The organism is Alteromonas sp. AWJ4_197, assembly GCF_056160285.1.
On sequence record NZ_JBSWWW010000008.1, the window covers coordinates 71904 to 87824 of the forward strand.

At 50.4% G+C, this 15921-nt stretch carries 12 protein-coding genes; 7 read left to right on the forward strand and 5 right to left on the reverse strand.

The window, feature by feature from the left end; translation table 11 throughout:
* Positions 1 to 9: 9 nt before the first annotated feature.
* Together ACXAGC_RS18240 and ACXAGC_RS18245 are read left to right on the forward strand one after the other, a co-directional pair.
* Positions 10 to 1119, forward strand: coding sequence for an NAD(P)-dependent alcohol dehydrogenase (locus ACXAGC_RS18240; protein WP_474846102.1), 1110 nt, complete (start codon positions 10 to 12; stop codon positions 1117 to 1119).
* Positions 1116 to 2000 (forward strand): alpha/beta fold hydrolase, encoded by an 885-nt coding sequence (locus ACXAGC_RS18245; protein WP_474846104.1) that lies wholly within the window; start codon positions 1116 to 1118, stop codon positions 1998 to 2000. Before ACXAGC_RS18240 ends, ACXAGC_RS18245 begins: the two co-directional genes overlap by 4 nt.
* Here ACXAGC_RS18245 and ACXAGC_RS18250 read toward each other — a convergent pair.
* Positions 1951 to 3075 (reverse strand): hypothetical protein, encoded by a 1125-nt coding sequence (locus tag ACXAGC_RS18250; RefSeq protein ID WP_474846106.1) that lies wholly within the window; start codon positions 3073 to 3075, stop codon positions 1951 to 1953. The two genes, ACXAGC_RS18245 and ACXAGC_RS18250, sit on opposite strands and share 50 nt — an antisense overlap.
* 113 nt (positions 3076 to 3188) lie before the next feature.
* On the opposite strand from ACXAGC_RS18250, the gene ACXAGC_RS18255 reads away from it, so the two are divergent.
* The 5 genes from ACXAGC_RS18255 (at position 3189) to ACXAGC_RS18275 (ending at position 8130) form a co-directional block, all read left to right on the forward strand.
* Positions 3189 to 5054, forward strand: a complete 1866-nt coding sequence (locus ACXAGC_RS18255; RefSeq protein WP_474846108.1) for a metallophosphoesterase family protein — start codon at positions 3189 to 3191, stop codon at positions 5052 to 5054.
* A gap of 10 nt (positions 5055 to 5064) precedes the next feature.
* Positions 5065 to 5604, forward strand: a complete 540-nt coding sequence (fldB, locus tag ACXAGC_RS18260) for a flavodoxin FldB (protein ID WP_119502549.1) — start codon at positions 5065 to 5067, stop codon at positions 5602 to 5604.
* Positions 5588 to 6391: a CLCA_X family protein gene (locus tag ACXAGC_RS18265; RefSeq protein ID WP_474846110.1), complete on the forward strand. Its 804-nt coding sequence runs from the start codon at positions 5588 to 5590 to the stop codon at positions 6389 to 6391. The genes fldB and ACXAGC_RS18265 overlap by 17 nt, the downstream gene beginning before the upstream one ends.
* A 141-nt stretch (positions 6392 to 6532) precedes the next feature.
* A complete protein-coding gene (locus tag ACXAGC_RS18270) occupies positions 6533 to 6940 on the forward strand; it encodes an ExbD/TolR family protein (protein ID WP_119503483.1) in 408 nt (135 codons plus the stop codon).
* Between the two features lie 185 nt (positions 6941 to 7125).
* A complete protein-coding gene (locus tag ACXAGC_RS18275; protein WP_474846112.1) occupies positions 7126 to 8130 on the forward strand; it encodes a choice-of-anchor A family protein in 1005 nt (334 codons plus the stop codon).
* Here the strand turns inward: ACXAGC_RS18275 and ACXAGC_RS18280 are convergent.
* The 4 genes from ACXAGC_RS18280 to bcsA are packed head-to-tail and all read right to left on the reverse strand — an operon-like array spanning position 8110 to position 15920.
* Positions 8110 to 10413, reverse strand: coding sequence for a cellulose synthase subunit BcsC-related outer membrane protein (locus tag ACXAGC_RS18280; RefSeq protein WP_474846114.1), 2304 nt, complete (start codon positions 10411 to 10413; stop codon positions 8110 to 8112). The two genes, ACXAGC_RS18275 and ACXAGC_RS18280, sit on opposite strands and share 21 nt — an antisense overlap.
* Positions 10403 to 11443 (reverse strand): family 8 glycosyl hydrolase, encoded by a 1041-nt coding sequence (locus tag ACXAGC_RS18285; protein WP_474846116.1) that lies wholly within the window; start codon positions 11441 to 11443, stop codon positions 10403 to 10405. The genes ACXAGC_RS18280 and ACXAGC_RS18285 overlap by 11 nt, the downstream gene beginning before the upstream one ends.
* Positions 11443 to 13713, reverse strand: a complete 2271-nt coding sequence (locus ACXAGC_RS18290) for a cellulose biosynthesis cyclic di-GMP-binding regulatory protein BcsB (RefSeq protein WP_474846118.1) — start codon at positions 13711 to 13713, stop codon at positions 11443 to 11445. The genes ACXAGC_RS18285 and ACXAGC_RS18290 overlap by 1 nt, the downstream gene beginning before the upstream one ends.
* On the reverse strand, positions 13713 to 15920 hold the full coding sequence (gene bcsA / locus ACXAGC_RS18295; protein ID WP_474846120.1) for a UDP-forming cellulose synthase catalytic subunit: 2208 nt from the start codon (positions 15918 to 15920) through the stop codon (positions 13713 to 13715). Before bcsA ends, ACXAGC_RS18290 begins: the two co-directional genes overlap by 1 nt.
* Position 15921: the final 1 nt, after the last annotated feature.

The following is a 15921-nucleotide window of genomic DNA, read 5'->3' on the forward strand; positions in this document are numbered from 1 at the left end:
ATTCAAATAATGAAAATAACCGCAGCCGTAGCCAGAGAACATAATAAGCCTCTGACGCTTGAAACCTTAACGTTATCCCAGCCTGCCGCAGACGAGGTAATGGTCGACTTAGTAGCAACCGGAATATGCCATACAGATCTGGTAGTACGTGCAGGAATGCTCCCTACCCCCCTTCCAGTTGTCTTAGGCCACGAAGGGGCTGGAATTGTCAGGCAGGTGGGGGAAAAAGTAACGAAAGTAAAAGTAGGTGATCACGTGGTAATGACGTTTGATCACTGCGAAACATGTCCCAGTTGCAAGGAACAGATGCCAAGTTACTGTCATGAATTTTTTCCGAAAAATTTCTTTGCTACACGGAAAGACGGCACCACCGCTCTTAAAGACGCAAACGGCCCTGTGCACAGTCATTTCTTTGGTCAGTCTTCGTTTGCCTCCACTGCCATTTGCAGGCAAACCAACGTAGTGAAAGTCAGTAAAACTGCGGATCTGAAAATGCTGGGCCCGCTGGCTTGCGGACTTCAGACAGGTGCCGGTGCCGTTATAAATGCGTTGAAGGTAGCTCAAGGTAAATCCTTTATAGTCTTTGGCACCGGCTCAGTAGGCCTTGCCGCAATAATGGCGGCAAAGATACAAGGCGCTTATCCAATTATTGCGGTCGATAAAAACCCGTCCAGGCTCGCCATAGCAAAAGAGTTAGGGGCTACACACACATTATTGTCTGAAGGCGACACCGTTAACTCGTTGATAGCGATAACCGGGCACGGTGCCGATTTTTCGCTGGATACAACTGGAATACCCGCTGTTATCCGAACCGCCGTAGAATGTTTGGCCCCTCGTGGCACCTGCGGCATATTGGGGGCATCCGGTCCGGATGCTGAAATTGTGTTGAACGAAACCCACTTTATGAGTGGTGGCCGTCATCTGATTGGCATCGTGGAAGGGGAATCACAGCCTGAAACATTCATACCAGCTCTAATCGAACTCTACGAAAACGGCACGTTTCCCTTTGACAAACTCATTACCTTTTACTCCTACACAAACATTAATAAGGCCATTGCAGATATAGAGAACGGCGCTGCTATTAAGCCTGTCATATTATGGAACGGGGCCGGTAAATGACACTGACAGAATTTAATTTCTCTGCACCAGAGCACTCAATCCGGCTTGATCAATACGTCATCCGATACTGGGACACACAAACTCAAAACAAACCTCTGCTCCTGCTCTGTGGTGGTGTAGGAAGTAGCGTTGAGATTTGGGCTAACCAATTCTGTAGTCTCTCGCAAGACTACAGAATTATAGCCTGGGACTATCCTGGACACGGCCTTTCTTCTCCAGTCAATGGTCACGAAGACTTAAACGTATTGGCTATACTCGGCTGCCAGCTACTGAAACAAATTGCTGATGGGCCAGTGCACTTAGCGGGTAACTCTCTGGGTGCGGCTGTCGCTACAAGGATATACGAAATGATGCCGGAAAAAGTGCTTTCACTGGGCTTACTGAATAGTGCGACACTAGGACATGCGACACCATTTCCTTTTCGCCTGATGGGATTGCCGGGAATCGGCGCACTATTATCGCAACCCGGCAGAGTCGCTTTTACAAATCAGTGCAAAGCTATTTTCTATCAAGCGGAAAAGGTTGACAAGCTGATACTCGAAGCTGTTCGGCGAAACAGCTACCACAAACCAGCCCAGCAAGGCTTGCGTCACTTCGTATCTGTCATAAACTCGGTGTTTGGTCAACGCAATCATCTGATCCGCACCACGCAATCGATTTTAAACAGTCCACCGCCTGTTACCTGGTTTGTACATGGCAGGGAAGACATGGTGATACCCGAATTGCACAGCAGGCTTCAATCGTCAAATACACCTTCAGCAACCCTTCATGTCTTTTCAGCTTGTGGCCACACACCGCAAGCTGAAAAACCGGGCGCAATCAATCAACTTATTAGAACCATGCTGGATCGAGGGGAACAGAAAAAAGTAGCGGAGCCATAGCTTGATAGGCTACCGAATTTGAATCACAAATTATATTTTTCAAATAGTTTTCCTTCCAGGGATCGTTTACCAGATAAAGTGTGTTTCCCAGAACCGTTAAACCTTCTATGGATGCATTATCCATCCGCTCTTCCGTACTGCAGTTATCACCTGATGCCGGAGCGGTGAAATGTAACGGGATGCGTTTCGTTTCTTTTTCAGGATCAGTACTGATCACCCACAATTCATTATCATTACGCGCAGAAGCCAGCAAGTAACCCTGTTCGCCTTCCCCGTCATACCATGCCAGACCATTCAGAGGATGATTTCCGCTGTCAAAAACAGGCACAGCAAGTCCGGGATCCTCAACCGGAACAAAATCCGTGGTATCCCAGAAGTCGTCATCCAGGGTTAATGAAAAGATACGGGGCTGTCCCGCTGCGTCTTTTTCCAGTCCGAGATACAGGGTGTTATCTGCGCTTATTGCCAGTCCCTCAATGCCGTCGTTGGGGTAGTCCCCCACATTCAGAGACAGCGGGAATTGCAGTGGCCTGACACCTGTCATTGTAGTGCCGAACTCATGGCGCTCAAGCCGTATCAGCAATGACGGATAATCTGTCGAACCGGTATTCTGATAACGCTGCTGGCATCTTACCGACAATGCGCCGGTACGGGTGGCATCTTCGGTTACGGTATAGAAAACGCCGGGCTGAGCGGGATCAGCGACCAGCGCCTCAAGATCAGGCGCATCTGCCAGATAACCTGAAAAACAACTGCGTCTGACAGTGGTGCCAATACGCATTTTTTCTTCATCACTGGTTACCGTTGCAGTTTGAGGGTCAATAAAATGCAACCGGCGCTGCATGTCCGCGCCGGCACTGGCATCAGACAAGGACACCAGTTTCCCTTCCCACACGGTAAGGGCAGATGTTTGCGGATCGGCCATTACATTCCCGCTTTCATCTTTTATCCACGTGCCCTTAGCCTCCAGCGACGTGACTTTGGAAGCCGTGGCTACTTCAACTTGCTCCGGCGCTTCGCTGCATGCACCCAGTGCAAATACCGCCACACCGGCCAGGCCAATAATTTGTTTCATTCTTTTCCTTTAACCCGTTGAAGAATTGCGAAATAATTTAAAACGTTTAAGAGTATATCACTGTAAGAAACTCACCTGCGAATCTCATCAAAACACAGGAGCTTTACATCGTCATGTCATCTTTACCACTGGTAGTGGCGGGGCCGGTTCTCAGGCACACCCACTCACAGGGCTTCACACTTTGGCTTGTTACCAGTGAACGGGTTGATGCACAACTGATATGTAATCAGCAGCAAACAGAATGCGCTCAGCATACCGTACAGGCCGGTGAACGGGCCTTCGTTACTTTGCTGGAAGCCCACCTGGCTTCACCACTCACCGCCGGCAGATTAAACGAATACGAACTGCTTTTTGCGTCGCAATCACAGCAAAGTCAGTGGGATAATGAAAAGCAGACCGTGTTGTTTGAAGGGCAATCAGCCCTTTCTTTTTACTGGCAACCGGCACTGACAAACGTGTTACACGGCTCCTGCCGGAAACCTCATCATGATGAAAAAGATGCGCTTACCCGTGTTCACGGATTAATTGAAGAGGAATTCAAAGGCGGTGTCTGCCGGCCGGACATGCTGCTGTTGACCGGCGATCAGGTATACAGCGACGATGTCGCCGGTCCAATGCTTCAGGCGATACAGCAAGTCATTACTGCGCTGGGGCTTTTCGGTGAGCCCCTTGAAGGCGCAGTGGTGGACCACAGTGATGCACTGACCTCTCACTCATTGAATTACTATCAGCGGGACGAAATCCTCCCCAAAATAGCCATGAACACGGCACTGTCGAAGCTATTTTTCGGCGCCAAGAAAAAGCCGGTGTTTACTTCAGTAAATGCAAAAAACCATTTGATTTCATTTTCAGAAATCATGGCCATGTATATCCTGGTGTGGTCGCCGGCGATGTGGCGCGACATCAAATTTTCAGACAGTCACATCCCTGAACCCTACAAAGCTCAATTTAATCAGGAACTGACAGTTATTCAGGCTTTCGCAGCCACCTTGCCGGAAGTGCGCCGTTCTCTGGCACACCTGCCGGTCTACATGATATTCGATGATCACGACGTGACCGATGACTGGAATCTGACCCGAGGGTGGGAGCAGGAAGTGTATGGTCATCCCCTGTCAAAACGTATGGTGGGTAACGCACTGATGGGTTACTGGCTTTGCCAGGGCTGGGGTAACCAACCGGATAAGTTTACGGACATTCTGGAAACTGCTGCCGGCGTTTTCACTCCCGCCGGCCTGAAGGAACATGATGCCTTTATTGATACGCTGCTGGATTTCGAAGAATGGCACTACACACTGGAGACGTCACCGCCGGTGTATGTGATGGATACCCGAACCCGCCGGTGGCGTTCAGAATCCAGTCTGAATAAGCCATCCGGTTTGATGGACTGGGAAGCACTTTGTGAATTCCAGCAGGCATTAATTGGAAAGGAAGCGGTGATTGTGGTGTCTGCCGCCCCCATTTACGGCGTAAAGATGATTGAAGCCATCCAGAAAGTATTTACGTTTTTTGGCAAAGCACTCACCGTAGATGCAGAAAACTGGATGGCCCACCGTGGCACGGCAAACGTCATTCTGAATATTTTCCGCCATTATAAAACGCCGCCGGAATTTATTATTTTGTCCGGCGATGTGCACTACTCTTTCGTGTATGATGTGCGCCTGCGCTTCCGCCGGAACAGCCCCCATATCACTCAGTTTACCTGCAGCGGTATTAAAAATGCTTTTCCTGAAGGACTATTGCGCTGGCTGGAAAGATTAAACCGTTGGTTTTATGGTCATAAATCGCCGCTAAACGTGTTTACACGGCGCCGGAATATGTCGGTGAGATCGCGCTCTCCCGATGGCATCGACGGTAAAACCTTGTTGAACCGCTCTGCAATCGGCCAGCTTGTTTTACACAAGAATGACACCACTGTAATTTGCAAAGCGTTGTGCAGTAACGGGGATACGGTAGAAATCCCGCCCAGGAAAGAAGAATAGAGGTAAAAGAATGAGCGATGAAGCCCTGTCCATCGGTTTGTTTTATGGTTCCACCACCTGTTATACCGAGATGGCAGCCGAAAAAATTCAGGCTCAGCTGAACAGTATTTTTGATGCGCAGGTCGTCAGCGTTTTTAATATCAAAGATACTGCGCTGCAACAGGCAGAAGCTTTCGACATTCTTATATTCGGCATCTCCACCTGGGACTTTGGTGAGCTGCAGGAAGACTGGGAATCCAGTTGGGAAGACGTGCACAAGCTGAACCTTGCCGGAAAAACTGTTGCCCTGTTCGGATTGGGTGATCAGTTCGGCTATGCCGACTGGTTCCAGGATGCGCTGGGCATGCTGCATGAAGCCCTTGAGCCGTCAGGTTGCCGCTTTATCGGCTTCTGGCCCAATCAGGGCTATGAGTTTGCCGAATCAAAGGGACTGACGGAAGATAAGTCTCAATTCGTCGGCCTTAGCCTCGACGATGAAAATCAATTTGATCAAACCGATGAGCGCATCAACACCTGGTGCCTTCAGCTGTTAGATGAACTCGCCGGCTAACGCCTCTTCAGGCAGACTCCACCGCGAGTTCTACCGCAACGGTCCATCCCACCGCGACGGTGCGGACGTCAGCTTTAATGACATCCGCAAGTTATTTAATTTCTCTGCAATTACCATTGGCAAATGGGTCACGGCTGAAGAACAGCAGCTTGCTGCCAATTTGTTCTTCGATGCCCTGTACGATCTGATCGAAATATTACAAATAAACGAACAGGTGATCTCGCTGAACGGCACATTATCGCTGGCGTTTGGCAGTGGCGGCCAGAAACACGCCAGCGCCCACTATAACAGTGCTAAGCGGCAACTGGCTCTGGCAAAGAACGCCGGTGGCGGCGCACTTGCGCACGAATGGTTTCATGCCTTCGATCACTACATTGCATCCCGCGTTTTTAGCGATCTGCCGCCGGGATCATTTGCTTCCAAAGCCTGGCTGGACAGTGCGCCAATGCGTGCTCACCCCCTGAATGATAAGCTCTGCGAGTGTTTTCAGGTTATGTTCCTGAACGATCAAAAAGCACCGAATGATTATCTTTTGCGATCAATAGAGGCTGATCGCACGTTAAAAATGTATTACTATGCTATGCCACAAGAGATGGCGGCGCGGGCATTCGAAGCTTGTATCCAGGATCATCCCGTGAAGAATGCGTTTCTTGTGCAGGGAACAAAAAAGTCTGCTGAGGCTAGACTTGGTATTTATCCTCATGGTAATTTGCGTAAACAGCTTAATGATGCATTAATGTTGTATTTTTACCAGTTGGGTAAGGCCCTGACTAAAAAATCATCGTAATAATATAACTCACCGGTGATTTTGGCTAAAAAGCCAGCAACAAGTGTTAAGAATGGTGTCTGTTTATTACAAAATGCTACCAGTTTTGATAACAAACAGTATACTAGGGTGCTCGAACTTAAAGAGAAGAATGACTACGAGATGAAAAGAAAAAAGCATACCAGTGCCGATGACGAGGCTCAGATTGACATGACCCCCATGTTGGACATCGTGTTCATCATGTTGATCTTCTTCATTGTTACCACCTCTTTCGTGAAAGAGAAAGGTCTGGACGTAAACCGTCCTGATGACAGCCAGGCAAACAACAACAAGCCTTCCAAATCACTGTCTATCCGTATTGACGCGAATGGCGTGATTACAATGGGTGGTCGTGAAGTTGATATCCGTCGTGTTGTTGCGAACGCGCAAACGTTCCTTGCAGAAAACAACACTGACTCTGCAGCAATTCAGGCAGAAGAAAATACCGAACACGGTATCGTTGTTGAAGTAATGAACCAGGTTAAAATTGCAGGTATTGAAAAGGTATCTGTTCTGGTGAAAGAATCCTGACCATCAGTATTTCTTTTCTATCAAATTAAAAACGCGGCTTATGCCGCGTTTTTTGCATCAGTATTGTTCAACATACCTTCCTTTGCTGGTGTTGACCGGCCAATTAACATACAATCTTTACGTTATCTTTATTCATGCCTGAAATCACAAAAGGGAAGCATTCGGGCAAGCTTAGCGGAGCGTTTATGCGTCATTTACGTTTAAAACATCTTTTCATCGGATTGTTATTCGGCAGCCAGCTGGCCAGTGCCGCGCCTGTGTATCTGAATGAAGCTTTTGATTTCAACGCGTACATCATGGAAAACATGACAGGCACTCAGTCTGATGTAGAGGGTACGCTGGCCGTGGGTGGCGACTTAAACCTGCAGCACTATGGTATTGGTCTCGAACTGCCGGAAAATGGTCAACAAAACACCCTTACAGTGGGCGGCAACGTCACCATGCGGGATGCCCGTATTTACAATGGTGACGCTGTTGCCGGTGGCACCATTGATATCGACAGTTCTGTTGGCCTGTATGGCGTTAATGCAACGAATAATACACACAGTTTTTATAATGACAGCTCCTTTGATTTCACCAGTATCAATCAGGATCTGCTGACCACGTCTTCGTTGTGGGGCGTTTTGTCAGACAATGCTACCACCACGGTAACCGGTAACGGCACAGACGTGTGGAGTATCAGCTTTGATGGCAACAGCGATTTTAACGTGTTCTCTATTGATGCCTCGACCCTGTCTGCAGCAAACAAAAGCATTTATCTGAACGTTGATACAGACAGCTACAACATTATCAATGTGACCGGTACGGATGTATCTCTGTTTAATACCGGTTTTTATGGCGCAGACGGCAATAAGATTGCAGATAATCAGCCGGGGGTTTACCGTCACGACGGTACGTATGCGAATAATGTGTTATTTAACTTTGTTGATGCCACATCACTGACCCTGAACGCCATTGGTTTTAAAGGCAGTATTCTGGCTCCGTTGGCAGACACGGTATTCTATGACGGGCATATTGATGGCAACTTTATTGTGAAAAGCCTGACATCGCCTGTGGGTACACTGACAGGCCAGATTAATAACTATCAGTTCGGTAACTTTACTGTCAGCGAGCCCGGCGGCGCGTTGTTTTTCGTCATCCTGATGGCATTTGGTCTCCGTCAGTATTTATTAAAAAGCAAAGCCTTTTAATTCCACAGACGACCCTATCAGTGTTTCGCTGGTTACGCCCTTACGTGGGGCGGCATACCAGCGAAGCTCAATACCAGCATACGTTGCCTGATACGCCACAGCATGTGAGCGGCTGACATAACCCGCCAGCGACCAGTGATTCCCAAACAAATACTGACCTTCAATCAGCAACTCACCGTTGACGCCTGACACATTGGTTGACGGTAACACCGTGACTGAATCCTCAGTTAACGGAAAGCGCGGCCCGCCATCCTGTTTGATTGAAGACCAGCCGAGACTGAAACGGCCTCTCAACTGCCACAGTCTACCTTCGGCGGTAAGAAGGTCAGTGCTGACCCCAGTACTGAAGAATCTCTGCGGACTGAAATAGCCGCCATGTCCGGCCGTAAAACCACTTAAATCGTGATCATACTGCTGCCAGCCGAGATACGGTGCCACGCGAAAATAGTCCAGCCAGTCTTTCTTATCGCCGGATAATTCTCTGCTAACTTCAACCCGCAGGCTGTGCATGGAGTTATCTTTCACCTGCTCTCCGTCAAGCATGGCGGTTTCTGCTGACAAAGATGCTGACCACACATCGTTCAGGGCCACTACACCCAATCCACGCAGACCTGTTTGCATAACACCGCCCCACGCTGCGCTACTGTCACGTGATGAGGTATCAAACCAGGTGCCGGTCTGACTGAGAACACTGTCTTTTCTGCGTTCTCTGTAAGCCAGACCTGATACTAAGAAATCAGCCTGATACCAGGTAGCCCCTAAGGCACCGGTCAGACGGGTAGAGACAGGTTGATCAAGCAGCAAGTACCCGGCCTGACCGTACCAGGTCCAGTCCTGTTCCTGACGGGTTAAGGAAACATCGATGCCCTGCCCGGCCTGCTTTGCCTCACCGGCAAAGTCAGCATCAGACAAGCCTGTACCAAACCAGCTACCGGCATCCGGTGTCCCGCTGAACACCTGCTCGTGACGCACACTGACATCGACACGGGTATCTTTAAAGACATCAGTGAAGCCGGTATAACCGGCATGCTCATCAAGATGGCCAAGCCCCCTTTCACCGCTACGGTGACGGGCTGATAAGCCGGCATAAACCTGCACATCGCCGGCGGTTGATTCTTTTGCCGGATTAGCATTGTAACGATCAGCCAGGTCGAACTGTTTTCTCCCGAATGCCTGTCCGCCTTCCTGACTGCTGATAAACGTGGCAATAAAGGGATACTTTGCTGACAGCGGCATCAGCGCTTCAGCATTGTAATCAAAACTGTGAATAACGGCAGACTGAACCTCTTCGTCAGCCGGGGAGTCTGCCAGCACAGACAGAAACACCTTCGAAGCGGCCGCTTTATTACCGCTTTCATCCAGTGCCCAGCCGTACAGCATTTCCTGGTCACGGCTGAGAAGGTTACGATCTTTGAGGGATTCTGCAGCACGGATGCTGGCTGCATAATCTTTCGCTTCCCATGCAGCTGTTTGCTGTGAAGACAATCCGTCACGGCACCATGTTGTTAATTCAGTCGTGGCAGGAGTAGTACAAGCCAGTACAAGTGCGTCTTTACTGTGTCCCTGCCCGTCCAGGCTCAATACCTCACCGTAACGGTTACCGGTTATCCTGAATAAAGATCCCGAGCGGGTAAACTCACCGGCATCAAAAGCCTGCCAGGCAGCACCGTTTATCAGTGCGGCAACTTGCTGCGGCCATGCATCATAAAGCGCTTGCAACCCGTTAAGATCGTCTGCAGCCATGGCCTGAAAGCTGAGTGCATCCACAGCCGCACCAATGGCATCTTTTTTCTGTCCGGCACTGCCTTCACTGACCAGAGAGAACAGAGTCATGGCTTCGTTATATTGCTGCCTGGCCATGTAAATCCAACCGGTCAGTAACAAGTCCGCGTCATTACGTTTGCTGTTAGCAATGGTTGCAGCACGGGACACTGCAACGACAGAAAGCCTCTGCCACTGCTTTTCTTTCATCGCTGCCAGCCGGCCCATAAATGCCGCATCGGGGTCTTCTTTAACGGTCTCTTTTTTCCTTTCGACAGGGACCACCGGCTTTAACGGTTTATTCAGCAAGCTGATAGCCTGCTTAAGAGATTCTTCCGGCTGCCAGTCAGGATAACGGCTTTGTAAACGCTGATATTCGGCGTTCGCCAGCGCCACCTGCTTATGTTTAATGTGATACCACACGCCGGTGAGATCCGGTGCTTCAGCCGCTTGAAGGGGCGCATTCAGGCCCAGAGTCGTCAGTACTGCTACGGTTAAAAGTGACAACCGCTTAACTGCCATGCCGGTTTCCTTCTTGAATTGCCAGACGGCTAAGCATAATGAGACTTGCTGAATAGTAATCAAGCTCACCGTTAAGGGTAAATACACCGGCGGCGTTATCCCCCTTCACCGGCTTACCATAAAGCTGTGCCGTCGCGGCACTTGCCGCTTTCATGCCCGGCGTCAGGGGATATTCTGCCACCGCACCGGTAAGTAAGTTTTTAGTTGCCGGTGCAGCGGTATCTGCCCAGTAATCCAGAAAAGGCTTCGCTACCTGCTTATCGATATTTTGCCAGCCAAGTTGCAACGGAATACGACAGGCATTGAACCCGAACTCAGGGGTTACTACACCTTCAAGACTGATGCCATCGTCTGTCACTCTTAACCAGTCCGGGGTTAATGACCATTGGTTATTACTCTGCTGTATCAGTGAAATGCCGGATACGGCCAGATCGTCCCAGGTTTCATCGCCGGTAGCATCAGCGGCAGCATTCAGCGCCGGAAATACCCAGTAGGATAAATTCACCTGCACATCGCCGTTGGGGTAAATAAAACCATTTTCCCCCGGCAGCAACAGTACGTACGGGTGTTTAGCCACGACCATAGTGGCCCTTACAGCCTCCAGAATCGCCATGGCTGATTTACGGTACACAGGTTCCTGCCATTTATCTGCCGCTTTAATTAACGCCCAGGCGATAAGTATATCCCCGTCCGAGGCGTTATTGGGATCATCCACACAGGTTCTGTCCTGTTGAGGACACGGCGTGTACCGCCAGCTGAACAGCTTATCGGCCCGCTGTAAGGTAGTGGCTGTCCACTGCCATAATTCGTCAAACCGTGCCTTGTCGTCAGCCGCCACAGCGAACAACATACCGTACCCCTGCCCTTCACTGTGGGACACATTATTGTTACCGGTGTCGATAATACGACCCTGGTCGTAAAATCTGGCCGCGTAGGTGTCCCAGGCGAGGGCGAACTCACTTTTGCGGGCAGGAGAGCAAGCAGTCACCAGCACCGCCACAGAAAGTAAAACAAAGCTAAACCGTCTCATCACCATTGGTCCTGCATCTTGTTATTCCGGCGGCGTAACAACCAGTAAGCAATGAATGAACAGAACAGGACCAGCACAATAAACGCAATTAGCCAGTACCAGGGATGGTTCGACAGCCACATGCGGGTTTGCAGCCAGCTATCTTCAAATTCTCCGACCACGTAAACATCGGCAACCTGCATCACCAGCGCCGGCTGCTCAGGGTTTTCCCAGGCAAAGAAGTCTCCCCCCAGTTGCCCCCAGATGGACGGTGAAATCAGATCCTGCACACGGTCATTGAGTTGTGAGGGGGTATCAGCGGCCATCATAAATATTGTGCCGGTACCGTCACTCTGCGGGTTCTTTTGAGCAATCAGGACTGCCAGGTCGCCCAGCCCGCTTTGCTGCACTGTCACGCCGTGCATGATCAGATTTTTATGCTGTTTGTCTTCTGCCGCTTCCCGCAGACGGTTGTGCAGCATGTTTTGCAGGCGGTAGGGCCACTTTTTGGCACTCTCCAGCGACGCGCCGAACGCAGTGGCATACCCCTGCGGTACAGAGTCCGGTGTGGTCATCAAAAATGCGGTATCGGTTGTCGTGCCGGGCACGCCTTCAATAACGTGAATATCGGGAAGCAGCGTACCCGCTGTCTGCGCTAGTTTACCGGCCAGTGTCAGTGCACCACCGGTCATGTCCGGCCGGGTCACGTAAATATCAGCAGACTTGCTCACAACAGATGCCATGGGGTAAGCGGTTTCCCCAAACAAGCGCAGATCAGGCTGCCTGGCCACATGTCCCGCTTCCGGCAACTCTATACGACTTTCAGGTAACAACTGGAAGTAAAGATGACGCCCTGCCACATCATCACAAACCACATCAGTAATAGGTGCACGCATCGCCACGTCGAAATCGAGACGGTTGCGGCCTCCTTTCAGGTGCCTTGCAGGCACATTTAACTGATACTTGCGGAAGGAATCACCATTGGGATTTGACAACGGCAATCCATGCACCAGTTTGCCGTTTATCAGCACATTCATCATTGAACCCTGACCAAACTCAGCACCGTAGGCAAAATCCAGCAACAAGGTTACCGTGGCATTTTCAGGCACATAGAAATCCGCCGGTAAATTGAATTCAACTCGCTTGGTAGTGGCAGTTTCTCCGCGGTATTCCGCACCACCGTCGCCCATATCCTGAAACGAATAGCTTTCCCCGGGCGTCAGGGTGTCGGCCACCAGCGGTACCTGATTGCTGGCAGTCTGGAAGCCGTCAATCAGAATGAAGGGATCCGGATTCAGTGCATCATCCATCAGAGCCAGTGTAGTTGCAGCACGCTGTACCTGCCCCTCATTAGTACCGGAAACAATCAGGCGCTGCCGCGCCGGCACCAGCACCTTGTCATCCACCACAATGGCTGGAGTGGACTCGATACCTAAATATGCATCTCCGATTTGATTGAAGGTTTGCTCAGATAAAAACGGACGCAAAGAAGACGCCGTTCCCACTACCACATGTAAGGCTTCCTTCGACCTGTTATCAAGATAAAAACTGCTGATGCGATAGCGTTCCGCCTGTTCATCGCTCCACGGCGTCAGATCATCTCTGGCCGGCAGCGCACGGGTATTGTCCAGCACGCCATGGCGGATTGCCAGATTCTGGTAATCTGCACGTAGAGCCAGCGCCTGAGCAACCAATGGCAATGCAGTGGTGAGAGTAGATTGTTCAGCTCCGGACGCAGTAAACAATGTGACGCCCTGTTGCCGGCCGATACCGGGATTAAACCGGTTCTTTAAATCAGCCAGCACGGCCGGGCCATTAACTGCTGATGTTTCTACAGACAGCACCGAACGGTATAAATCGATTTCACTCCACAGTTCCGGCGCGGCGTTATCAACACACTGGTTGGCATAATGCTGACTCACAGCAAACGTCAGGGTATTGAATCCTTCACGCCAGAGTTCAGCAGGAATATCAATTTCCGGACGGAAATTCGGCGCATTAGGATCCAGTGCAATCTGACTGATGGTGGCATTGTTAAACCGGACCGCCAGAACCGAACGCTGCCGGATGAGAGCGATAGAATTTACCGCCCGCATGTCCAGTGTGGCTTTTTCCACCTTCAGACCACCGGACAATGGCACAGATAATTCAAATTCTGCCACTGCCCCTTCCATTCTCAATGTACTGTCACCTGCATACAAATCAGACAGTCGCACTTTGTGGGTTTCTGCTGCTATTGCCTGACTTAGCAGACTCAGGCCAAATAACAGGACGAAAACCATTTTTTTCATTATGTGCTTCCTTTAGCTGTGCGCATCTTTTGCCAGTAGCGGCGGCTGTTCAGATACAAATGCTGAAATGCCGGTCTGACACTTACCCTCAGTACATGTTTAACACCGAACCAGTAGGACACCGGGCGGGTTCTGCGACGCTGAAAACTCTGCCAGCGCCGGCTGTCGCCCAGAACAAAACGGACGATCTGGTCAATATTACCTTCGTCCTGAACAAACTGAAATCGTACAAATTTATTGTCAGGAGATACAGACAGCACCTGACACGGCAGGCGGACCTTGCCTAAGTCCCCTTCTCTGTCTGTGATCAGCGTCACTTTTTCCGGCAATCCCGCAGTGTCGCCGCTCAGCCTGAGCTTTGCGCCCCCCAGTGACAAATCTATCAGGTGACCGGTCCAGGCATTACCATCAGAGCCGATAAGACTGATGTAATCATTGGCCGGCAAGCGGGCCTGTTCCCGCACCTGTTTACGCTCTACCAGCACCCCCATCACACTGACAAGCAGCAACAGATTAAATGCGTTCCAACCCAACACCACGGCGGTGAGCTCACGGGTAAGGGGTTCATTCACCATTTTCACCACTCCGGCTACCATGGCAATGCCCACCAGCAACAGCAATGCATAAAATACACCGGAAAGAGGTGAAATAAAGGTTTGAGTCAGGTTCTCCCCTTTCGGGGTCACTACAAACGATGGCGCACGGGGATTCCTGAACACTTTGGTAAGCGCCCTGAGAGTAAAAATACACTGCAGGATCTCGTAAAGCTCTGATACCAGCGGCCATCGGGTTTTACCGAATAGCATGGTGGAAAGCATGTAAGTCGCAATGACGTGGGGCATGGTGTAAGCCATGATCTCAGTCATGGAGGCGTGATAAACCTGCATGCCGAAAACCAGATAGGCCAGCGGCATTAAAAGAAAAATAATACGTGCGAAGGGAAACAGCCAGAACAGAATTGAACTCATATAGCCCATACGCTGATGCCAGCTCAGCTTCTTTTCCATAAACGGCTTTTTCAGCAACAGGATCTGTGTCATGCCCTGCGCCCAGCGCATACGCTGCGTCACGAAAGCGTCGAAAGTTTCCGGCGCCAGACCGCTGACCATCGGGCGGTCTACATAAACGGACTCGTAACCCATGGCGTGCAAATCGAAAGCGGTCTCAGCATCCTCTGTGATCGACTCTCCGGACAACCCTCCGACCATTTCAAGGTGACTACGCCGGAGTACCGCCGCAGAGCCGCAGAAGAAGGAGGCTGACCAGAAATCCAGCCCCCGCTGAATGGTGCCGTAAAACATGTCGTTTTCTGAAGGCATCCTGCTGAATGCAGAGAAATAGTTCCGCTCCACCGGGTCGGGGTTCGCCATAAAGTGCGGTGTTTGTACCAGAAAAACTTTTTCGTTTTCCACCAGCCAGGGCACGGTATGATCAAGAAAATCCATGGTCGGCACATGGTCAGCATCCAGCACAACGATGAGTTCACCATTGGTTTCCAGCAACGCATCGTTGATGTTTCCCGCTTTCGCATGATGATTCAGTTTGCGGGCATGATAATGTACGCCAAGCCGCTCACACATGGCCGACAGTTCAGCTTTACGTGCCCTGGCGCGGTTTGCCGCCGCGACATCCTGCTGCGTGATTTTCTGCTCTGTACTGCCATCGTCAAGCAGATGCACAGCCAGTTTTTCCTGCGGATACTTCAACATCAGCGCCGCGCGCAGGGTCACTTCCAGCAGTTCCGCAGGCTCATTGTAAGTGGGAATAAGCACATCGACGGTGGGTAACTTTTCTTCAGGAATATTACGGATGGTTTTGAGAGGCCGGCTCAATGGCAATGAATTCACAATACATCCCATTACATGGGTAATGCCGGCGTAAATTTCAGCCAGATAAAGCAACCATACAGCCACCAGCGACAAAACGTCTGTTGCCGTAAGGGTATACAGCCCGCGCCAGATCAGGTACCGGACAGTGAGCGCCAGGCCAAGGAAAATAGCCACCATGCGAAAAAACTGCTGATAGCTGTGATAGGCCCGCGACTCCTGAGAACAGAGATGCACGGCAATAAGGAGGACAGCGGAAACCAGTAACTGGGACCAGGCATCCATAGGCACCAGTAACAGCAAACCCAGCAGGCTTAAACCGGCAATAAAAACAATCACCAGCCCCCCGGAACGGGAACCGGAAACAGAATTTGAAAACAAA

Coding starts and splice junctions, on each gene's coding strand:
- ACXAGC_RS18280 (WP_474846114.1), bottom strand. CDS start 10,413: ATGGCAGTTAAGCGGTTGTCACTTTTAACCGTAGCAGTACTGACGACT.
- fldB (WP_119502549.1), top strand. CDS start 5,065: ATGAGCGATGAAGCCCTGTCCATCGGTTTGTTTTATGGTTCCACCACC.
- ACXAGC_RS18285 (WP_474846116.1), bottom strand. CDS start 11,443: ATGAGACGGTTTAGCTTTGTTTTACTTTCTGTGGCGGTGCTGGTGACT.
- ACXAGC_RS18265 (WP_474846110.1), top strand. CDS start 5,588: ATGAACTCGCCGGCTAACGCCTCTTCAGGCAGACTCCACCGCGAGTTC.
- ACXAGC_RS18275 (WP_474846112.1), top strand. CDS start 7,126: ATGCGTCATTTACGTTTAAAACATCTTTTCATCGGATTGTTATTCGGC.
- ACXAGC_RS18250 (WP_474846106.1), bottom strand. CDS start 3,075: ATGAAACAAATTATTGGCCTGGCCGGTGTGGCGGTATTTGCACTGGGT.
- ACXAGC_RS18245 (WP_474846104.1), top strand. CDS start 1,116: ATGACACTGACAGAATTTAATTTCTCTGCACCAGAGCACTCAATCCGG.
- ACXAGC_RS18270 (WP_119503483.1), top strand. CDS start 6,533: ATGAAAAGAAAAAAGCATACCAGTGCCGATGACGAGGCTCAGATTGAC.
- ACXAGC_RS18255 (WP_474846108.1), top strand. CDS start 3,189: ATGTCATCTTTACCACTGGTAGTGGCGGGGCCGGTTCTCAGGCACACC.
- ACXAGC_RS18290 (WP_474846118.1), bottom strand. CDS start 13,713: ATGAAAAAAATGGTTTTCGTCCTGTTATTTGGCCTGAGTCTGCTAAGT.
- ACXAGC_RS18240 (WP_474846102.1), top strand. CDS start 10: ATGAAAATAACCGCAGCCGTAGCCAGAGAACATAATAAGCCTCTGACG.